Raw genomic sequence first — 17244 nt, forward strand, 5'->3', positions numbered from 1 at the left:
AAGCTTCGAATCTCTTGAACAAACTACTCAAACAGTTTACTCATCAATGCACTTTTTCTTGCTTTAAGTCTTTTTTATTAAAAGGTTAAGCAAATAATCTTTTAAATCCACGATTCGTAAATATTCAGGCTTTTGATCTGTTCCACTGATAATCAAGGGAACAAGCGATTCTTTTTTACGAATGGACCCGTGGCCCCCTCCGGCCTTGTGCGTTGGTGAACTGCCGCTGGTAAATTCATATCCCGGTTTGGCCGTGACAACCAAAAATTCACCTTGGTGTGAACGAAGCGCGCTTGACAACCGTTTCAGAACATCTGGATACTCATCGTATTTCAATGCATGTTTAGCCTTGTTTAAACTTAAGTCCAGTACTTCTTCGTTCTGTTCGACCGTCCAGGATTGGTTGTATACATCGGTTAGGTTACCTCCTGATTTAAATTTGATCTGTTTGCCTGTTGATCCCTGAATTGCGTAATTCCACTCCTTTTCTTTCCAAGAAATAAAATCAATGCGTGGATCATCCTTTAACAAGTTTGCTGTATCTCTAAGGGAACGATCTGTTTTCAATGAATATACATAGGCCATCGTTTCATTGACAGCAAGAATGAGTTCAGTCTCCTTCGATACAGCATCACCCGGACGCATAATTTGGGCATCTCCGAGCAAAGAGGACAGATCAATGACGGGATTTTGATCTGCAGGCAGAATACGGGTCATTCCGCTGTCACCAGCAATGATAAAGATGGCATCTTGCACAGCTTTTTCCGGAGAACCGAATGCTTGCAATACGGATTGAAGCTGCTGATCCAACTCCTTGACCCCACGAAGTCCCGTGGGGCCTTTCTTATGTAACTCCCGGTCTAAATCCGGTAAATAGACAAACAAAAAATCCGGCAATTTATTGGATTGAACCAAATATTTTACGGCTTCAATAGCAAAATCATTATGAATGCCCATTCGATTCGTTAAGCCATCCGGCAAATCTTTAATATCTTGAAACGGATTAGACAATGCACCCAGGGACAGTAAGTCCGGCCCTTTCACATCAATCTCTTTTGGTAAAGAAGCTGCTATTTGAACCCAACGAGGGATCGACAACTTTTGATCTGACGTCCCCCTGTATATCAGGCCGTTGATCGAACCCGACTTTAATCCTTGCCGGGCTAGGTCCTCATAGATTGTGGGTAAATTCCTGTTCAAATGACTCCCGTTTAAATGGACCAGAGCATCCGTCAACACCGGATTAACTCCGTGTTTGAGCACTTCCGTCGGTCCGGTTCCGTACATGATCATTTTCTTGTTGTCCGCAGAATACCAAGTCAGACCCGGTACACGGTGAAGGTCCGAATACGCTCCGGTAAGCAATGAGCTGTCGATCGTGACGGACATCGTGGGAAAAGAACTGACCAGGTTTTTATAATATTGTCCGTGTTCGATCAGGAATTGTAAGGCAGGAAGCTCCTGCTTGCTGATTCCTTGGTCGATCGCCTGATACATTAAAGAATCCACCATCAGGAAAATGACTTTTTTCGTATTTTCACCATTAGCGGAATTTATCCGCATCAAATCCTGTTCTTTAGGTTTCGAGCTCTGACATCCGATAAGCATGTCCAATAACAAGATCGAAAGCAATATCCGAATCCCTTTTTTCCTCATAGATAATTCACCCCATTTATGTACATTCTGTCTTGAAAATCTTGGGGTTATTCGAGGTTTATTTTGCCATTCTTTCTCATTGGACAAACTGCAACTCTAGTATTTTGTTTGAAAAACAAAAAGGTTCCCAATCTGCCAGAAAAGCAGATCAGAAACCTATTGTTAATAAAATGATGCGGTCGAGAGGACTCGAACCTCCACGGGGGGTTAGCCCACACGGACCTGAACCGTGCGCGTCTGCCAATTCCGCCACGACCGCATATGGTATATCTCCGAGATAATCTATCGCGGCGACAAGAAATAATATATCATGTGGAATCCAACGAGTCAACACTTAATTTAATTATTAAAGAAGAATGACAGCCGGAAGTTTAAGATCCGGTCGAGAACTGACTTTTCCTGTTCAAAATGAAACTTGCTCTCCTCTATCTCTCCAATTTACTTATTTGTCCAGTTTGATTGCTGTTGAAACACAAATTACGTTTTTGTCATCATAAATAAACATGTAGAACTACTACTTTCTGCAAAAAGTCTTGAATTCCGTTAACATTGAAGGAGTAAGAAACGTTTGACAATTACGCATTTATGCAATATAGTTTCAAAAGGTTACAAAATATTAATTATTCATTTGCCGAGTTTCATGTTTGAAAACGGGGGAACCATTTTGGGTGAATTATTCTTATACATAGGAAATATAGGGAACCTTCTACCGAACCCTTAGCTAACTCCGTAGGCATCGAAGGGAGAACATCGATTTTGAAAAAACTGATCATTTCTATTTTTGGCGCAGCCGTTCTATTTACATCTGGTGCAGCAAGCACTGAGGCAAGCAGTATCAACACCGTTGTTAACAACATGACTGGTATACCTTACAAGTGGGGCGGCACGACGCTGGCCGGGTTTGATTGCTCTGGATTTATGAGATATATTTTCGAAAAATATAGCATTGAATTACCACGTACTTCACAGCAACAAGCCAAGGCAGGTACCCCGGTATCCAAAGCCAATCTGCGCACAGGTGATCTGGTATTCTTCAACACTTCAGGCAGTGGCATTTCGCACACAGGCGTATACATCGGGGGCGGACAATTCGCTCATGCTTCTAGCAGTAAGGGTGTCAGCATCACCAAATTGTCGAACCCATACTTCAATGACCGCTATGTAACAGCACGCCGTGTAACTGGACAGTTTATGTATAACAAAATGCTTGGAAAAATATAAATTGCATAAGAAACAGGCTCTGGATTATTCCAGAGCCTGTTTTGCTGTCTTGTTATTCAAACTCGCTTACAGGAACAACCTAGTGTAATGCTTTTTGCACACGCATTGCACCTTGAGACAGCGCGTGACCGCCGCCTACCGCTCCGGCTACGGCAACCGTCTCCATAATCTCCTGATCGGTTGCTCCCTTCGCTCGTGCCTCTTCCACGTGGTAAAACGTACATACCTCGTTATTGGCAAACAATCCGATGCCGAGGGCAATCAGCTGCTTCGTTTTGGCATCAATCGCACCTGACTGAAAACATTCCCCGGTAAATTCGTGGTACGCTTTGACCACACCAGGCAACACATCTCTTAATTCTCCAATCTGATCCTTATAGGCATGAACCTTATCATTCATCAATGTCATGGCTACCCGCACATCCTCTCGGCTGAAAAGTTTACGAATTCTCGCTGTACCTATCTTCTCTCCCGAGTGGTTGGATTATGCCAAACCATCCATGGTAATTCCATGCATCAGTCTCCAAAGGATTCTATTCATCAACCGGACTTTGACGTGGTTCGCTAAAAAGCTGATAGCGATAGCTACGATCCAGCTTGACCACACGTCTGTTCTGGCGACGGATAAGCACCTGTTCCCCATCCCATGCAACGACAATCCCGGTTACATCGTTGGATTCCAAACCATCCCGTATCACTCTTACTTTTTCACCCGATAAGCGCAGTGCATCCAGTTCTGCATCACTAATCATGTCTATGGCTCCTATGTTCCAAAATTATTTACAAAAAGAGACCTAAATGAAAAGTCATTTAGGTCTCACGTGACTGTATTGGACTGTTATGTCATTCGAAAAATGTCCCGACTGAAAGTTACCGCTGCGCGTGCTCTTTGCTGTCGTTCTTCTCGAACCAAAAATCAAGCACTTTGGCGGACATCACACGTTCTTCAAGGTACTCCACTTGATGCGGTGTAAATTGTTCTTTCCAAGCGAAGGACAACTCTTCACACAAGCCTACAATGGTCAGCAACTCTGACCAGGCAACATAGCGTTTGTACCAGAAAAATTGAGGATGTTCAATCATATAGGGATAAAGGTCATCGAATTCCGTATGTTTACAATCCAGGGCACGTTCAAAATGAACTTTCGACTCCGCCAGCTTTTCAATAAAAAATTGTTCTGATGCCGGTTGGTTCCCCATGGTGTTGCCTCCTCTCCCTAACATAACCCCATTATAAATGAAATCCGCGGTCATGCAAAGGCATTGTTCAAAAAATAGGCTTTTTCCTTTAAACTGTCACATTTGGTTATCGTCGAATTGCACGGTTCCATCATTCAGTGAACGAATGCGCACCAAGGCTTCCACCGGAATTCCCTGCTCACGGATCGTGCGTGCTCCGGCCTGAAAACATTTCTCGACCACGACACCGAATCCGACGAGTTCCGCGCCCGAACGTTCAATGATTTTGATGACACCGCGAGCAGCATCTCCGTTGGCGATAATATCATCTATGAACAAAATACGGTCGTTCTCATGAATGTATTCGCGGGATACCATAATATCGGTTACGATCCCTTTGGTAAAGGAAGGTACGCGTTCACAGTAGGCATCGGGATCTGCCAGAAGCGTCTTTTTTCGACGGGCAAATACGAGCGGCACCCCCAGCTCATGAGCTGCGGCAAAAGCAACCGGAATCCCTGAAGACTCCACGGTAATGACCCGGGTCACTCCACTTTCTCGAAAGCGAGCGGCAAACTCGCGGCCCATCTCCATCGTCAGTGCAGGATCAATCTGATGGTTTAATAATCCGTCCAGCTTCAGCACCTGATCCGAGATGACTACGCCTTCTTGTAAAATTCGTTGTTTTAGTACTTCCATGATTTGACCTCCCAAGCCTATCCTATGAGGTAAAAGTATCATAGATGAGGCTGTCAGTTCAAGCGAAATCGCCTTTCCTCCATCATTGACCGATTCTGAAGACGCAAAGCTCCTTCCAATTGTCATGAGTTACCAGAGTCAAGCATACCTTGTACCATGGCACCCGCATGTCCAAACAATTATGGGGCCTGAGAGGGGAAACGCATGAAACAGGCATTCCGGGTGCTGCAGATCGCATTCACATACATCGGAACGGTTGTAGGAGCAGGCTTCGCGACAGGGCAGGAAATATTGCAGTTTTTTACCCAGTATGGCAAATGGGCCACCATCACCATCGGCTTATCGACCATACTATTTGTCTGGCTGGGCACCAAAATGATGCTCATCGCCCATGATACCGGCTCCCGCTCTTACGAGGACCTGAACAAGCACCTATTTGGGCACAAAGCTGGAAAGTGGATTACCTGGATAACGCTACTGATTCTCATTGGTGTAAACAGTGTAATGCTTGCCGGAGCAGGCTCTGTCTTCGTGGAGCATCTTGGACTGCATTACCAGACTGGTTTGATTATTACGATTGTGGGAACGTACCTGCTTCTGGGACGAGGCATCAAAGCCATATTGCAAATGAATAGTATCGTGGTTCCCATGATGCTCCTGTTGTCCATACTTATGATTACAAGCACCATACACCATCCCGGTGCCTTACGGTTCATTACGCTGACTACTGATACTCATCCTGTACAGGTGTGGCTGTCTCCACTATTGTACTCATCCTTCAATCTCGTTTTGGCCCAAGCCGTTCTGGTGCCAGTAGGCAATCAGATCCGAGATCGTAACGTGCTGAAATGGGGCGGTGTACTCGGCGGAATCGGCGTAGGCTTCATGCTGCTTGCGGCCCACTTCGCCATGTCAGCCCAGATGCCGGGCATCATGCAATTCGAAATTCCAATGGGGAGCATCGCCTTCCAACTCGGATTCGCTGTGCAATCCGTGTATGTAACTCTAATTTTTATGGAAATATTCACAACATTCGTCGCAGATATCTATGGCATGACCCTTCAGCTGGGTCAGCACTTACAAGTACACCCCAGATTAATTACATTAACCATTATGCTGCTGTGCTACTCACTCAGCCAGTTTGGATTCAGTTCTCTTCTATCCATTCTCTATCCGATCTTTGGTAGTCTTGCCCTAGTCTGGGCCGGAAGATTGGTGATCGACCGCTGGGGCAGCTTTCGCGCAAGGCACAAAAACTTGTAAGTTGTAACAAAGGTTTGAAAACGATTGATATTTCAATACGTATTTTATCTAAAGCCAAAAGCCGCTGTTCTCACAGCGGCTTCTTCTCTTTCATTTTAGGGATGTATCTAGGCCTTGCTAGCGTATTGCAGGTACAGTTTTTTCAGTTCATTAACCGATCTGCCCAACGAATAGTGCGTCTTGGCTTTCTCACACGCTGAGCGTGCAAGTTCGTAACGATACGAAGGATCCAGCATGACCTTCTCCAACGCCTCAGCAAGTGCGGATGGATCCTCAGGGGGAACGAGCAGCCCGTTGCTGCCGTTCTCAATCTGTTCGGGGATTCCGCCTACGTCGGTACCTATGAGCGCAAGACAACTCAGTGCTGCTTCGGCAAATACGGAACCAAACGCCTCTGCACGGGAAGGAAGTACGAAGATATCGAAAAATGGCATGAACTCTTCCGGATGCAGGGTGTATCCATAAAAAATAGTCTCGTTATAAATCCCCAGACGCTGAGCCAGCTCTTCCAAATCAGGCCGAATCGGGCCATCCCCGATAATATGCAGAACATAGTCATGTCCCCGCCCCTTAAGTTCCGCGCAGGCTTTGAACAAAATATCCAGTCCTTTGGCCGGAACAAGCCGGCATACCGTAACCAGTTGCGGGACGGCATTGTCATGGGGGATGGGTTTGAAGCGTTTCTCATCAAATCCGTTCGGAATGATACCAATGACGTCAGGCCGATTCACATAGGGAGTCAAATACCGTCTAAATGAATCGGAGACGGTTAACAACCGCTCTGCCTGATGCTCCAGTTCGCCGTAAATGGCAATCAGAAACTGATGATCCAGACCACCTGGCTCAATTCGTCCATTCAGAATCAACTCACGCTCATAACTGGAGTGTATGGTTTGAATGAGTGGTGTATCTGGAAATACACTCTTCATGGCAAGACCTGCAATGGGATGGTGAGCATGAATTAAATCATAAGGCTTCTGAATCCGCAGCTTCGTCCACCATAAGTAATCACGGTATGTCTGCATATATTTTTGAACGACTGGACTTTCCTGATACCTGGTCCAATCGAACGTTTCGAACTGCACGTCCTCCCTGCCCTTGTTGCGAATTCGCTTCGGCAGTGAGAACAGGTCCATCTCCCACCTCGGAGACGTAAACCTCTCCTGCATATACGGAATCATAGAGGATACACCTCCGGGCTGCTCCGGAGGAAAGAAAAGCGCCTGCAGCAATTTCACCGTTAGTTTCCCCCTTTCTAGCTTCAGTCTTTCAGTACATCTTCAATCATGATATATTAGAACGTATGTTTCAGTAAAGAAATAACTGTTTAATCCTCACCATTTTAAACAACAAAGTTGCAGCTTACAGTACCCTACCGGTTTATCCGGTAAGGGTCATCCGGGTAAGCCAATGAAAAGGAGAGCAACAAGATGAGCAAGCCTTTACTCCCTGAGTCGTATATACATCATATTCGGGAAATGCTCGGCTCAGAAGCAGAAGCATTTATTGACAGCTATGATCAACCTCGTGTACAAGGGCTGCGTTTTAACTCCATTAAAGCTACAGCAGAGCTCAAAAAGCAGGTTATAGAGCATTTTTCCCTGACCCAGGTACCCTGGTGCGAGACGGGATACTACTACCATTCGAATGAACGTCCTGGCAAGCATGCATATCATGCTGCAGGACTGTACTATATTCAGGAACCCTCTGCGATGTCGGCCGTGGAAATGCTGCAGCCACAACCGGGTGAGATTATTTTGGATCTCGCAGCTGCACCAGGCGGCAAAACGACCCACATCGCCTCACTGATGGAAGACCAGGGGCTGCTCGTTTCCAATGAAATTCATCCGTCCCGGGCCAAAATCTTGGCAGAGAACGTGGAACGAATGGGCCTCTCTTCCGTTGTTGTTACAAGTGCAACGCCGGGAGAATTGTCGGCACGCTTTCCGGCAGCTTTTGACCGGATCATACTGGATGCCCCTTGCTCTGGCGAGGGTATGTTCCGCAAAGATCCGGATGCGGTCACCGAGTGGAGCGATGATCTGGTCACACTTTGTGTGAACAGACAATGGGACATTTTGCAGGATGCCTATATCATGCTTAAACCGGGCGGGACCTTGGCTTATTCCACCTGCACCTTCAATCGCGAAGAAAATGAAGGCATGATGGAGCGTCTGATTGCCGCTTATCCAGATCTGACCCTTGTGCGGACCGAACGAATCTGGCCTCACTTGGCTCAAGGCGAGGGACATTTTGTAGCTGTAGTGACCAAAGCGGGATCCCAAGCTTATGGATCTCAAGAACAGGAAGAACAACCACGTAAACGCAAAGACAAAAAAGGCAGGAATCCACGTCAATCTGCGTCATCCAAAGAGGTGGAAACCGCCTGGAATGCGTACGTAGCCTGGAGTTCTGACCATACAGACACTGTAGCTAACGGAACCGGAAGACCCCTGCTTTTTGGTGAAGCTTTATATGCATTGCCAGAGCATGCTGCACAGCTGCTGACAGATGATCGGTTAAACGGATTGAAGCTGCCCCGGCCAGGCCTTCATGTCGGTGACTGGAAAAAAGGACGCTTCGAACCTGCTCATGCACTGGCGCTGGCTCTGGGACAACATGAGGCTGCCAACATGCAGCATGTATCCCTGGATGCAGAGACCAGCCAAGTGGCGGCATATCTTCGCGGCGAGAGCCTTCCTGCCGAAAGCGGACTTAGCGGATGGACTCTTGTGACTGTCAACGGGCTCCCGCTGGGTTGGGGCAAAGCCAGTGCAGGACAGTTAAAGAACCGTTTGCCTAAAGGTCTTAGACGCATGCAGTAGACAAACGTGTATCATGACTTAAAGCCGGTGAGCATCATTGCACCCGGCTTTATTTTTTGTTCATTATATTGAGTTAACAAGTTGAAAAATATCTGTTTTTTTTAATTACCTCTAGGATCGTAATGGCTTCTCAAACGTACTGTACCCATCGATTTCCCCCACAAAGGTATACCCGTTCCGGGGGTAAAATTCATTCAGCCTCTCATTGTCACCAACACAATCCAATCGCATGACATGTTTGTTTTCGAATTGGATTCCACTGCTGGACCAACCCAAAATGTCCCGACCCAGTCCGGTACGGGCATACTTTCTCCGAATCGCCAGACGATGCAGATAAACGGCGCCATCCTCTTGATGAGCTTTGGGTCCCCATAGATTGGTATCCCAAGCACTTGGCTGCTGCATCAGAATAACCATCCCTGCCACATCGCCTGCTTTCTTGAAGACAAACACATCTCCGCGGCGAATTGCCCCTGCCGTATCATGGGAATCCTCGCCTTTCAAAAGCGCACCCCACTGGGAAGATCCCTGGCTGCGTAACCATTCGGCTGTCTCCCTAAGCAGGGACATCACACCCTCCGTGTCTTCCGGCTGAGCCTGCATCGCTCTGAAATCATCGTTAATATATTCTGTAATGATTTTAAATGAGTGCTTCATGGTATCCTCCACTTCCAGATCTCTATAAGAACTAATGGAACTATACCCGGAAATGAATTTTTCGTCAAAACAAATCAAAAAAGGTAAAAGGCCTAAGCCTTTTACCCGTCAATCTTCGCTTCATCAATAACTTGGTTCCGGTACAGCATGGTCAGGTGCAGTGTGTCGAATTCAAGTTCCTTGTCCAGTTCCTGAAGCAGCACCTCAACCAAATCTCGCCGCTGTGCACTGGTTCCGGGTACTTCGTAATCCATATAACCCGTCAGATCAGCATGAGAGGTATCAATGGTTGCTGTCCCCACAGGCAATCCGCCACGTTCCTGCAGAAATAGCTCATAGACCCTGAATTCACGGTCTTTGCGCACCAACATGACATAGCAGGTATCTTCTGCTTCGTCCATCTCGTCGTAAGAATTGTCCCATTCCTCGTATTCGGTATACTCCTCTTCTTCCGAGGTATCCACAAAGTCACGGTGCACCCACTCCATGGACTCCAGCTCATTCCCCTGATGCCACATACGAAGAGTAATCGTGTCGATAACTTCTTCATCGAGTTCTCTTACAAGCAGTTCTGCCGCAGCATCAAGCTGACTCTCCAGAGGTACGTCATACCAATGTATCTCGCCTTGAATGTCGGCCCCATATTGTTTCAATGAAGCTTCAGCCAGCTCATTCCCGCCAGAATCGTTAAACACATAGGTCGATATGCTTCGTCCGGCAGATATAAGCTCCATCTCCAGCACATGTTCCCGATCTTCATATGTAAAAGCTTCATCTGCTGTGTCAGGAATTACTCGTGAGTCATCCAAATCCATGTCATCCATGTATTCATCAGCCACATCGTCCATATCATCCGATTGCCGTTCCGGATCAAATTCCAGGTTTTGCAGGACCGAATGCAATGTGCCGCAGCTAACCAGCACTTCATAATAGATAGCCTCCACTGCATCCGTAAGTGATCGGATATAGGCATGAACCTGATCAATGATGTGCTTTTCCGCATCCTCTGAAACCAATTCTCGTTCCATCTGAAGACTGCCAGACAAACGGTCTCCTTCTCTGTATACCAGCAGAAGTGAACCCGCGTATTGATCATTCACCATTACATCCAGCACTTCACCACCTGATGTACGCAGATCCGGGATCAGCTCCACTTTCTGTTTCATGTGCCTGTCCTCCTCCATTTCTAATGGTATTCTCATAGGTTACCCATGAGGCCAGTAGATTATGAAGCAGGACCCTTTGAAAATGAAAAATGTGTTTTGGTTTAGACAGCTAGGACATGTTTTTGAATGGCATGCGCAACACCCTGGTCGTTGTTGGAGAGTGTCACTTCATCCGCAGCGGCTTTCACCTCTTCCGGTGAGTTGTCCATCGCGATTCCTTTGCCTGCATAAGTCAGCATCGTAATGTCATTGTAGTAATTGCCAATTGCCAAAATTTCGGAAGGCACAATACCTTTGGATTCGGCCAGTCTCTTCAGCGCCGCTCCCTTGGAGGCTTCCGGGTGCATTAGATCAATGAAAAAGTCACCACTGCGAGTCATGTAGTAAGGCAGATTCCATGTTCCCCATTCCTGCTGAACCTTGTCCATCTGCTCCAATGGTCCAAACGCGGTGAATTTGGCAAGTGGTTCTGTCAGATCCGCCCACTGCGGCAGCTTTAAGGGCTCCATCATGAAGTTGGTGTACATCTCCCGCACCTGTAATTCCAATCCTTCCGGCTGATCCACATATAATCCAAATGCCGTGTTGATGTCAAAATGCACACCGTTTGTACGGCAATACGTCACAAAGGGCTCCAATCCCTGGCCATCCATGGCAAACCTGTGCACAATCTCACGGCTCTCCACTTCGGCAGTCACCGCCCCGTTGTGTGTAATCACATAACCATCAAGCCCCATTCGCTTCATAAAAGGAATAGTATTGGCCGGGCCTCTGCCCGAACACAGGACAATCTCGGCTCCCTGGCGGGAAGCACGGATCAAAATTTCTTGGGTCCATTCGGTAAGCTCATGATGATCGTTAAGCAGTGTGCCATCTACGTCAAGCGCAATTAATTTGATTGTCATCGGGTCTTCACTCCTCATGTGTTGGGGTATCGCACCCTCCCAAACCCTCCCTTCCGAGGGAGGGCCCCAGAGGGCTCTGCCCTCTGGACTCCCGTCTGTTGATCGGCGTTTGGTCGGTTCTTGCTATGTGACGGTGGGTGTGGGAGCGCTTGTCTGCCTGAATCTCCGCTTACCGCGGAATCCAGGCCAAGCTTAAGTGCGACCATTGTGGGCAGTGCTTCGCTCTCTGCCCTGGCTCCCTGCTCCGCTCCGCGAAGGACGGGAGCTGACGCCTGCGGCGTGGGTGGGCAGGGCTTCGCCCTCCGTCCGGCTCCCTGCTTCACTTCGCGAAGGACGGGAGCTTAAGCCTGCGGCTTGGTGGGCAGCGCTTCGCCCTCTGCCCAACTCCCTGCTTCACTTCGCGAAGGACGGGAGCTTGCGCCTGCGGCTTGGTGGACAGCGCTTCGCCCTCCGCCCGGCTCCCTGCTTCACTTCGCGAAGGACGGGAGCTTACGCCTGCGGCTGGTGGGCAGCGCTTCGCCCTCTGCCCGGCTCCCTGCTCCGCTTCGCGTAGGACGGGAGCTTAAGCCTGCGGCTTGGTGGCAGTGCTTCGCCCTCTGCCCGGCTCCCTGCTCCGCTTTGCGAAGGGCGGGAGCTTGCGCCTGCGGCTTGGTGGACAGCGCTTCGCCCTCTGCCCAGCTCCCTGCTCCGCTTCGCGTAGGACGGGAGCTTAAGCCTGCGGCTTGGTGGGCAGCGCTTCGCCCTCTGCCCAACTCCCTGCTTCACTTCGCGAAGGACGGGAGCTTGCGCCTGCGGCTTGGTGGACAGCGCTTCGCCCTCCGCCCGGCTCCCTGCTTCACTTCGCGAAGGACGGGAGCTTACGCCTGCGGCTGGTGGGCAGCGCTTCGCCCTCTGCCCGGCTCCCTGCTCCGCTCTGCGAAGGGCGGGAGCTTTACTTACGCAGACAGGCAAGCTCGTCTGCGGTTAGTTCGCGGTACCTGCCAATCGGAAGCTCTGCATCAAGCTGAAGGTCGCCCATGGCTACCCGTTTCAGGTAAACCACTCGTTTGCCTACGGCCTGGAACATCCGTTTTACCTGGTGGAACTTACCCTCGTGGATAATGAGAGAGATCGAAGAGATCACTCCCTCCTCCGTCTCCTCATGATGAAGCACGGTCAGCTCGGCTGGCATGGCTTCATAACCGTCATCCAGCTGTATGCCAGCTTTGAAGCGCTCAACATCCTCATCATCCACTTTCCCCAATACACGGGCTTCGTATGTTTTGGGTACATGCTTGCGCGGGGATAACAGATCATGCGCAAGCGGACCGTCATTCGTCAGAATGAGCAGTCCCTCCGTATCTTTATCGAGTCGCCCTACAGGGAATGGATCGAATACCCGGTCCTCTTTGCGCAGGAGATCCAGAACGGTTTTATCCCTGGCGTCTTCTGTTGCTGACACAACACCCGGAGGTTTATGCAGCATCAAATAGATCGTTTCACGGTAAACGATACGCTCTCCATCGGCTTCAATTACATTTGTCTCTGGATTCACCTGCATTCCACTATCTTTCACAGCTTTGCCATCAACAAGAATTCTGCCCTGCTTCACCATTTTCTTAAGTTCACTCCGGGTGCCTACACCCATGTGACTCAATATTTTATCGAGACGCTGTGTCTTCTTTCCCTTGTCACTCATACGGATGTCCACCTCCAGCCAGCCGGGTACTCATTTTTCAGCACGCCATCCAGCCACTTCCCCCAACCGAGAGCATATCCATCCACGCATACCAGAGCGTAACCTTTGGCAGCTGCCTCTGCCGCACACTCCACGCGCGCTTCTTCAATATTCAACGTTTCGCCTTTAAGATACCTCACCGCTTCTCCATTCGCAGAAGCCAGGTTTATGACCCTCTTCGCCTCAGCGCTGTTCAACGCACAAGCCAGTGGATGAGACGGGACAAATCTTCCGTTCTTTACGGTACCCATAAACCATCCGGGCCGGATCACTTTGAGCCCTTCCAGACGCGATGCACCAACAGACGATTGATATACTCGGTCACCGTAAAAAACCGTTTCTCCAAGGAGCTCGAGTTCCACATGATCTTCAATAAATTGTTGATACACTGTTCCCGGGTCAATGTTCATCTGATCCGTTCCTCGACCTTTGCCACGATTGGATTTACGAGCATCACGCTCGTTATTTCTTCCCGCTTTCCCCTCGTGTTTGCCGCCTCGAGCTTGTCTAACATTCTGTTCTCTCGATTCGGTTCTCATCAATCGTTCGCGTTTTCGATCCGCTTTGGTGAGCGGCTGAGTGACAGCAATCGCTTGATCCTCGGGGATTTTGGTTACAGTCTCCTTCTCATCTTCAACGCTGCTGCCTGGTTCTGCAGAAGTTCCAGCACGATGCTGCAATACAGCTACATAATGCCCCTCTCCTTCCAACAAGTGAGGCCACAATCTGGCAGTACCACGTGTCTGATCCAACACAACACTCGTCTTTTCTGCCGTTTCAGGCAGCATCTGGCGTACCCAATCCGGTCTTCCGGGGGCGAACCCGGCTGCTTCCGGAATATCATTGACAGCAAAGTCCGGATTGAGATTCAGGAATTCGGCAATCATGGCCTCATTTTCCTCCGGAGCAAACGTACACGTGGAATAAACGATCGTTCCCCCCGGAGCGAGCAGCTTCGCAGCTGTCTCCAGAATATCCCGCTGCATCAGCACACATTTCTCCACTGAATGATGTTCCCATGACTTGACCATGTCTTCATCTTTACGGAACATACCCTCTCCTGAACAAGGAGCATCAATGAGCACCTTATTAAAATAATGCGGAAATGCACCGGCAATCCGCTCAGGCGACTCATTCAGCACCACAGCGTTTCGTACACCGTACAACTCCACATTCTTGGCAAGCGCCTTGGTTCGTTCGGAATGAATATCATTGGTCACCAGAACTCCCTTGCCCTGCAGCTTCACTGCGATCTGGGTAGACTTGCCGCCAGGTGCTGCACACAAATCCAGCACATGATCTCCTGGCAGCACACCCAGCAGTTCAACCGGAGCCATCGCACTTGGTTCCTGAATGTAATATAGACCTGCATGATAGTACGGATGTAGACCTGGTTTTACACCATGTGGCACATAAAAGCCCGTCCCGCACCACGGAATGGGCCGCAAATCAAAAGGAGCCAATTCATCAAATTGCTCCATGGATATTTTCAACGTATTCACTCGAAGTCCCGCATGCGGAGACTGTTCATATGATTTCATAAATTGTTCAAACTCATCTCCGAGCAAGTTTTTCATCCGCTCGGCGAAGATTGAAGGTAGCTGTACAGCCATATTCACTCATCCTGTCCTGTTAAAATGCATATTGTTCTATGTTATCATATCCCGGTGCAGCTTTCCTATTGATTCACTGCATATTCCACTACAGCGTGTAATGTTGTATAATGACAAGTAGGTTGATTCTCGTGCAAAAAACGGGTGATTATGTATTTTATCCCAAACTCTATTTTTGCCAAAACTATATTTTGATATGATCGATGGGGGATGTCCAATGAAATCGAAGAAAAAGAAAAGTGCCTCAATCCTGATTTTCCTGGGTATTTTCGTGGTCTTGATTGCAGCGCTTGTCGTAGTAAACCAACAGTCCAAGAAACAAATGGACGCTGTGGAGAATGCTTATGGTATTGCAGCTTCCAAGCTTAATCCGGCTACACGCGAATTGCTCGATGATCCTAACTATCAACAGATTATCCTGCCGGATGATCTCAAATCTAAAATTGAAAACAAGGATAGCTTTTTCGTTTATTTCTTCGCCTCTGACTGCTCGCATTGCCGTGCAACTACACCGCAGTTGATGCCGCTGGTAGACGAAGCAGGTATTGATCTGCCACAATTCAATCTGCGTGAGTTCGATTCTGGTTGGACGGATTATAATATCGAATTTACACCTACGCTGGTTTATTATCAAGATGGCGTCGAGAAGGACCGCATGGTGGGCGGACTGCAGGAGAACGGCAGTGACAACGGCTATACCCTCGATGACTACAGACAATTTTTTGACAAGTATAAGGCCAACTCAACGGCTTCGGCAAACTAAAGAGTCATCTATGACTACAAGTCAACGTCTCACTTCAAGCTGTTCAGGTGGACAAGCTTCGTACTTATCCAGAGCTTTCATATCTAAATAGACGCAGACCATAAATCACCCCGGCAAATCCTTATCCAAGGTTCTGCCGGGGTGATTTATGTTATATCCGATATGCATGCATAATGCCATCTATACTAATTCTGATTTTTGTCGAAATTGGGTTCCTGCTGTATTGCTTTCATTTTCTCTTCATAGATGCGTCCCCGCGTCGGACTGCGACGCTGTGGAATGTTGGGTTTCAGTTGCAAAGATCGTTCCCGAAATTCATCTGTCAGTGTCTCATCCCAGATCCGTATCGTGAGATCCCTGTATGGAACATCCTCCGCTCCAGGACCTGTCAGACCTCTGACCAGTTCCTTCACTTCCTCGACCAGCTGCCCAAGCTCAATGCCACGAGTGTGCTCAGAATAATGCTCCAGCAGTTCAACAGCACTCTGTAACATCATCCGGCCTCCACGAAGATTGCGGTTTCTGAAATGATACAAGCCAACTGCAATCTGCAGCAACCCTTTATAAAAGGGATCCCGATCCTGTTCCAGCCACAGCTCCTCCAATACCTCATGACATTCGAAGTAGTCCTGATCACGGTTAAAATAGATCAGATAATCTATATACAGCGGCTCATAGCTGCTCATCGGGGTTTTCGCCCTTCCTAGCCGAATTCAGAAGTGCCTTCACATCGTCCAACAAGTCTTTCAACGCTTCCATATCATGACGCTCCCAACAGTCGTTAAAGCGCTTCTGAGCCTCAATGGCCTCATTAACGAGATGGTAGAAATACAACTGATGTATGATGGACAGCGTCTTGGAGACGATGTTCGAATCATCTTCAAACTCCTTCTGCGCTTCGAGGATCTGCAGACGGATGGCTGACATCTCATTGTCCAATACAAAAGCGGCTTCAGCCGTTTTCTTCAGTCTTGCCCGCATATCATCCGGCAGACTTTCCCGATATTTATAGCTCAGCGAGTGCTCTATCGTAGCCCAGAAGTTCATGGCCAGCGTCCGGATCTGAATCTCGGCCAGCACTTTCTTCTGTCCCAGAGCCGTCTGAACAGGATATTCAATAATCATATGGAAACTGCGATAACCGCTCTCTTTGAAGTTCGTAATATAATCCTTTTCAATCAACACCGTTAAGTCCTTGCGTCCGCGAATGTATTCCGCCACTCTGCGAATATCATCCACAAATTGACACATAATACGGATTCCCGCAATATCCTCAATTCCCGTCTCTACCTGATCTAGTGGCACATTCAGACGTCTGGATTTCTCCAGAATGCTGGATATTTTTTTGACACGACCGGTAACGAATTCAATCGGGGCGTATTCTTCCCGTTTCTTCAGTTCCGCTCGCATCGTCTTGAATTTGACTTTCAATTCCTCTACCGCTTGTTCATAAGGAAGTAAAAATGTACCCCAGTCTCTACCGTCCATGCTTATGCCTCCTGTCTCTATAGCGTCCCCTGTTCTAATCTATTATACATGATGTTCAGCGGGGGGAAGAGTCCCGTACGCAATACCCTCTT

Annotated in this window: 19 protein-coding genes, 1 tRNA gene and 1 riboswitch; of the genes, 5 read left to right on the top strand and 15 right to left on the bottom strand. The window is 48.3% G+C overall.

Annotated elements, in window-relative coordinates; all coding sequences use genetic code 11:
- Positions 1–63: 63 nt before the first annotated feature.
- The gene (locus ABGV42_RS10690; RefSeq protein WP_347381641.1) at positions 64–1656 is read right to left on the bottom strand and encodes an alkaline phosphatase family protein; all 1593 of its coding nucleotides are present in this window, start codon (positions 1654–1656) and stop codon (positions 64–66) included.
- A gap of 174 nt (positions 1657–1830) precedes the next feature.
- Positions 1831–1915 (bottom strand) — tRNA-Leu (locus tag ABGV42_RS10695).
- A gap of 360 nt (positions 1916–2275) precedes the next feature.
- Positions 2276–2407: riboswitch (cyclic di-AMP (ydaO/yuaA leader) on the top strand.
- A 5-nt stretch (positions 2408–2412) separates the two neighbouring features.
- Here ABGV42_RS10695 and ABGV42_RS10700 point away from each other — a divergent pair.
- Positions 2413–2877, top strand: a complete 465-nt coding sequence (locus tag ABGV42_RS10700; RefSeq protein WP_347381642.1) for a C40 family peptidase — start codon at positions 2413–2415, stop codon at positions 2875–2877.
- Positions 2878–2956: 79 nt separating this feature from the next.
- On the opposite strand, the gene ABGV42_RS10705 is transcribed toward ABGV42_RS10700, so the two are convergent.
- The 4 genes from ABGV42_RS10705 to ABGV42_RS10720 form a co-directional block, all read right to left on the bottom strand.
- Entirely contained in the window at positions 2957–3286 is a 330-nt protein-coding gene (locus tag ABGV42_RS10705; protein WP_347381643.1) for a carboxymuconolactone decarboxylase family protein, read from the bottom strand.
- A gap of 124 nt (positions 3287–3410) precedes the next feature.
- On the bottom strand, positions 3411–3629 hold the full coding sequence (locus tag ABGV42_RS10710; protein ID WP_347381644.1) for a hypothetical protein: 219 nt from the start codon (positions 3627–3629) through the stop codon (positions 3411–3413).
- A 118-nt stretch (positions 3630–3747) separates the two neighbouring features.
- The gene (locus tag ABGV42_RS10715) at positions 3748–4077 is read right to left on the bottom strand and encodes a hypothetical protein (protein WP_095287969.1); all 330 of its coding nucleotides are present in this window, start codon (positions 4075–4077) and stop codon (positions 3748–3750) included.
- Positions 4078–4173: 96 nt separating this feature from the next.
- Positions 4174–4755 (bottom strand): xanthine phosphoribosyltransferase, encoded by a 582-nt coding sequence (locus ABGV42_RS10720; protein WP_095358832.1) that lies wholly within the window; start codon positions 4753–4755, stop codon positions 4174–4176.
- A gap of 204 nt (positions 4756–4959) precedes the next feature.
- Here ABGV42_RS10720 and ABGV42_RS10725 point away from each other — a divergent pair, with 204 nt between their 5' ends.
- Positions 4960–6018 carry a YkvI family membrane protein gene (locus ABGV42_RS10725; protein WP_347381645.1) on the top strand — a complete coding sequence of 353 codons (1059 nt, stop codon included), beginning with the start codon at positions 4960–4962 and terminating at the stop codon, positions 6016–6018.
- 107 nt (positions 6019–6125) lie between these two features.
- Here the strand turns inward: ABGV42_RS10725 and ABGV42_RS10730 are convergent, their stop codons facing one another.
- The gene (locus ABGV42_RS10730) at positions 6126–7256 is read right to left on the bottom strand and encodes a glycosyltransferase family 4 protein (RefSeq protein ID WP_347381646.1); all 1131 of its coding nucleotides are present in this window, start codon (positions 7254–7256) and stop codon (positions 6126–6128) included.
- Between the two features lie 192 nt (positions 7257–7448).
- Between ABGV42_RS10730 and ABGV42_RS10735 the strand changes: the two genes are divergently transcribed.
- Positions 7449–8843 (top strand): RsmF rRNA methyltransferase first C-terminal domain-containing protein, encoded by a 1395-nt coding sequence (locus tag ABGV42_RS10735; protein ID WP_347381647.1) that lies wholly within the window; start codon positions 7449–7451, stop codon positions 8841–8843.
- A 111-nt stretch (positions 8844–8954) separates the two neighbouring features.
- Here ABGV42_RS10735 and ABGV42_RS10740 read toward each other — a convergent pair whose 3' ends face one another.
- The 3 genes from ABGV42_RS10740 to ABGV42_RS10750 form a co-directional block, all read right to left on the bottom strand.
- Positions 8955–9500 (bottom strand): GNAT family N-acetyltransferase, encoded by a 546-nt coding sequence (locus ABGV42_RS10740; RefSeq protein WP_347381648.1) that lies wholly within the window; start codon positions 9498–9500, stop codon positions 8955–8957.
- 101 nt (positions 9501–9601) lie between these two features.
- Positions 9602–10666 carry a hypothetical protein gene (locus ABGV42_RS10745; protein WP_347381649.1) on the bottom strand — a complete coding sequence of 355 codons (1065 nt, stop codon included), beginning with the start codon at positions 10664–10666 and terminating at the stop codon, positions 9602–9604.
- Positions 10667–10767: 101 nt separating this feature from the next.
- Positions 10768–11571: a Cof-type HAD-IIB family hydrolase gene (locus ABGV42_RS10750; protein WP_347381650.1), complete on the bottom strand. Its 804-nt coding sequence runs from the start codon at positions 11569–11571 to the stop codon at positions 10768–10770.
- A gap of 196 nt (positions 11572–11767) precedes the next feature.
- On the opposite strand from ABGV42_RS10750, the gene ABGV42_RS10755 reads away from it, so the two are divergent.
- Complete coding sequence (locus tag ABGV42_RS10755; protein ID WP_347381651.1) at positions 11768–12124, top strand: hypothetical protein; 357 nt, start codon at positions 11768–11770, stop codon at positions 12122–12124.
- On the opposite strand, the gene ABGV42_RS10760 is transcribed toward ABGV42_RS10755, so the two are convergent.
- The 3 genes from ABGV42_RS10760 to ABGV42_RS10770 are packed head-to-tail and all read right to left on the bottom strand — an operon-like array spanning position 12061 to position 14901.
- Positions 12061–12522 (bottom strand): hypothetical protein, encoded by a 462-nt coding sequence (locus tag ABGV42_RS10760; protein WP_347381652.1) that lies wholly within the window; start codon positions 12520–12522, stop codon positions 12061–12063. The two genes, ABGV42_RS10755 and ABGV42_RS10760, sit on opposite strands and share 64 nt — an antisense overlap.
- Positions 12503–13249 (bottom strand): pseudouridine synthase, encoded by a 747-nt coding sequence (locus ABGV42_RS10765; RefSeq protein WP_347381653.1) that lies wholly within the window; start codon positions 13247–13249, stop codon positions 12503–12505. Before ABGV42_RS10765 ends, ABGV42_RS10760 begins: the two co-directional genes overlap by 20 nt.
- Positions 13246–14901 carry an RsmB/NOP family class I SAM-dependent RNA methyltransferase gene (locus ABGV42_RS10770; RefSeq protein WP_347381654.1) on the bottom strand — a complete coding sequence of 552 codons (1656 nt, stop codon included), beginning with the start codon at positions 14899–14901 and terminating at the stop codon, positions 13246–13248. Before ABGV42_RS10770 ends, ABGV42_RS10765 begins: the two co-directional genes overlap by 4 nt.
- Positions 14902–15118: 217 nt before the next feature.
- Here ABGV42_RS10770 and ABGV42_RS10775 point away from each other — a divergent pair, with 217 nt between their 5' ends.
- Positions 15119–15664 carry a thioredoxin family protein gene (locus tag ABGV42_RS10775; protein WP_347381655.1) on the top strand — a complete coding sequence of 182 codons (546 nt, stop codon included), beginning with the start codon at positions 15119–15121 and terminating at the stop codon, positions 15662–15664.
- A gap of 185 nt (positions 15665–15849) precedes the next feature.
- On the opposite strand, the gene ABGV42_RS10780 is transcribed toward ABGV42_RS10775, so the two are convergent.
- Both ABGV42_RS10780 and ABGV42_RS10785 read right to left on the bottom strand, forming a co-directional pair.
- Positions 15850–16350, bottom strand: a complete 501-nt coding sequence (locus ABGV42_RS10780) for a DUF309 domain-containing protein (protein WP_347381656.1) — start codon at positions 16348–16350, stop codon at positions 15850–15852.
- A complete protein-coding gene (locus ABGV42_RS10785; protein ID WP_175399759.1) occupies positions 16337–17152 on the bottom strand; it encodes a GTP pyrophosphokinase in 816 nt (271 codons plus the stop codon). Before ABGV42_RS10785 ends, ABGV42_RS10780 begins: the two co-directional genes overlap by 14 nt.
- Positions 17153–17244 lie beyond the last annotated feature (92 nt).

Source organism: Paenibacillus pabuli, assembly GCF_039831995.1.
Classification (GTDB): Bacteria; Bacillota; Bacilli; order Paenibacillales; family Paenibacillaceae; genus Paenibacillus; species Paenibacillus pabuli_C.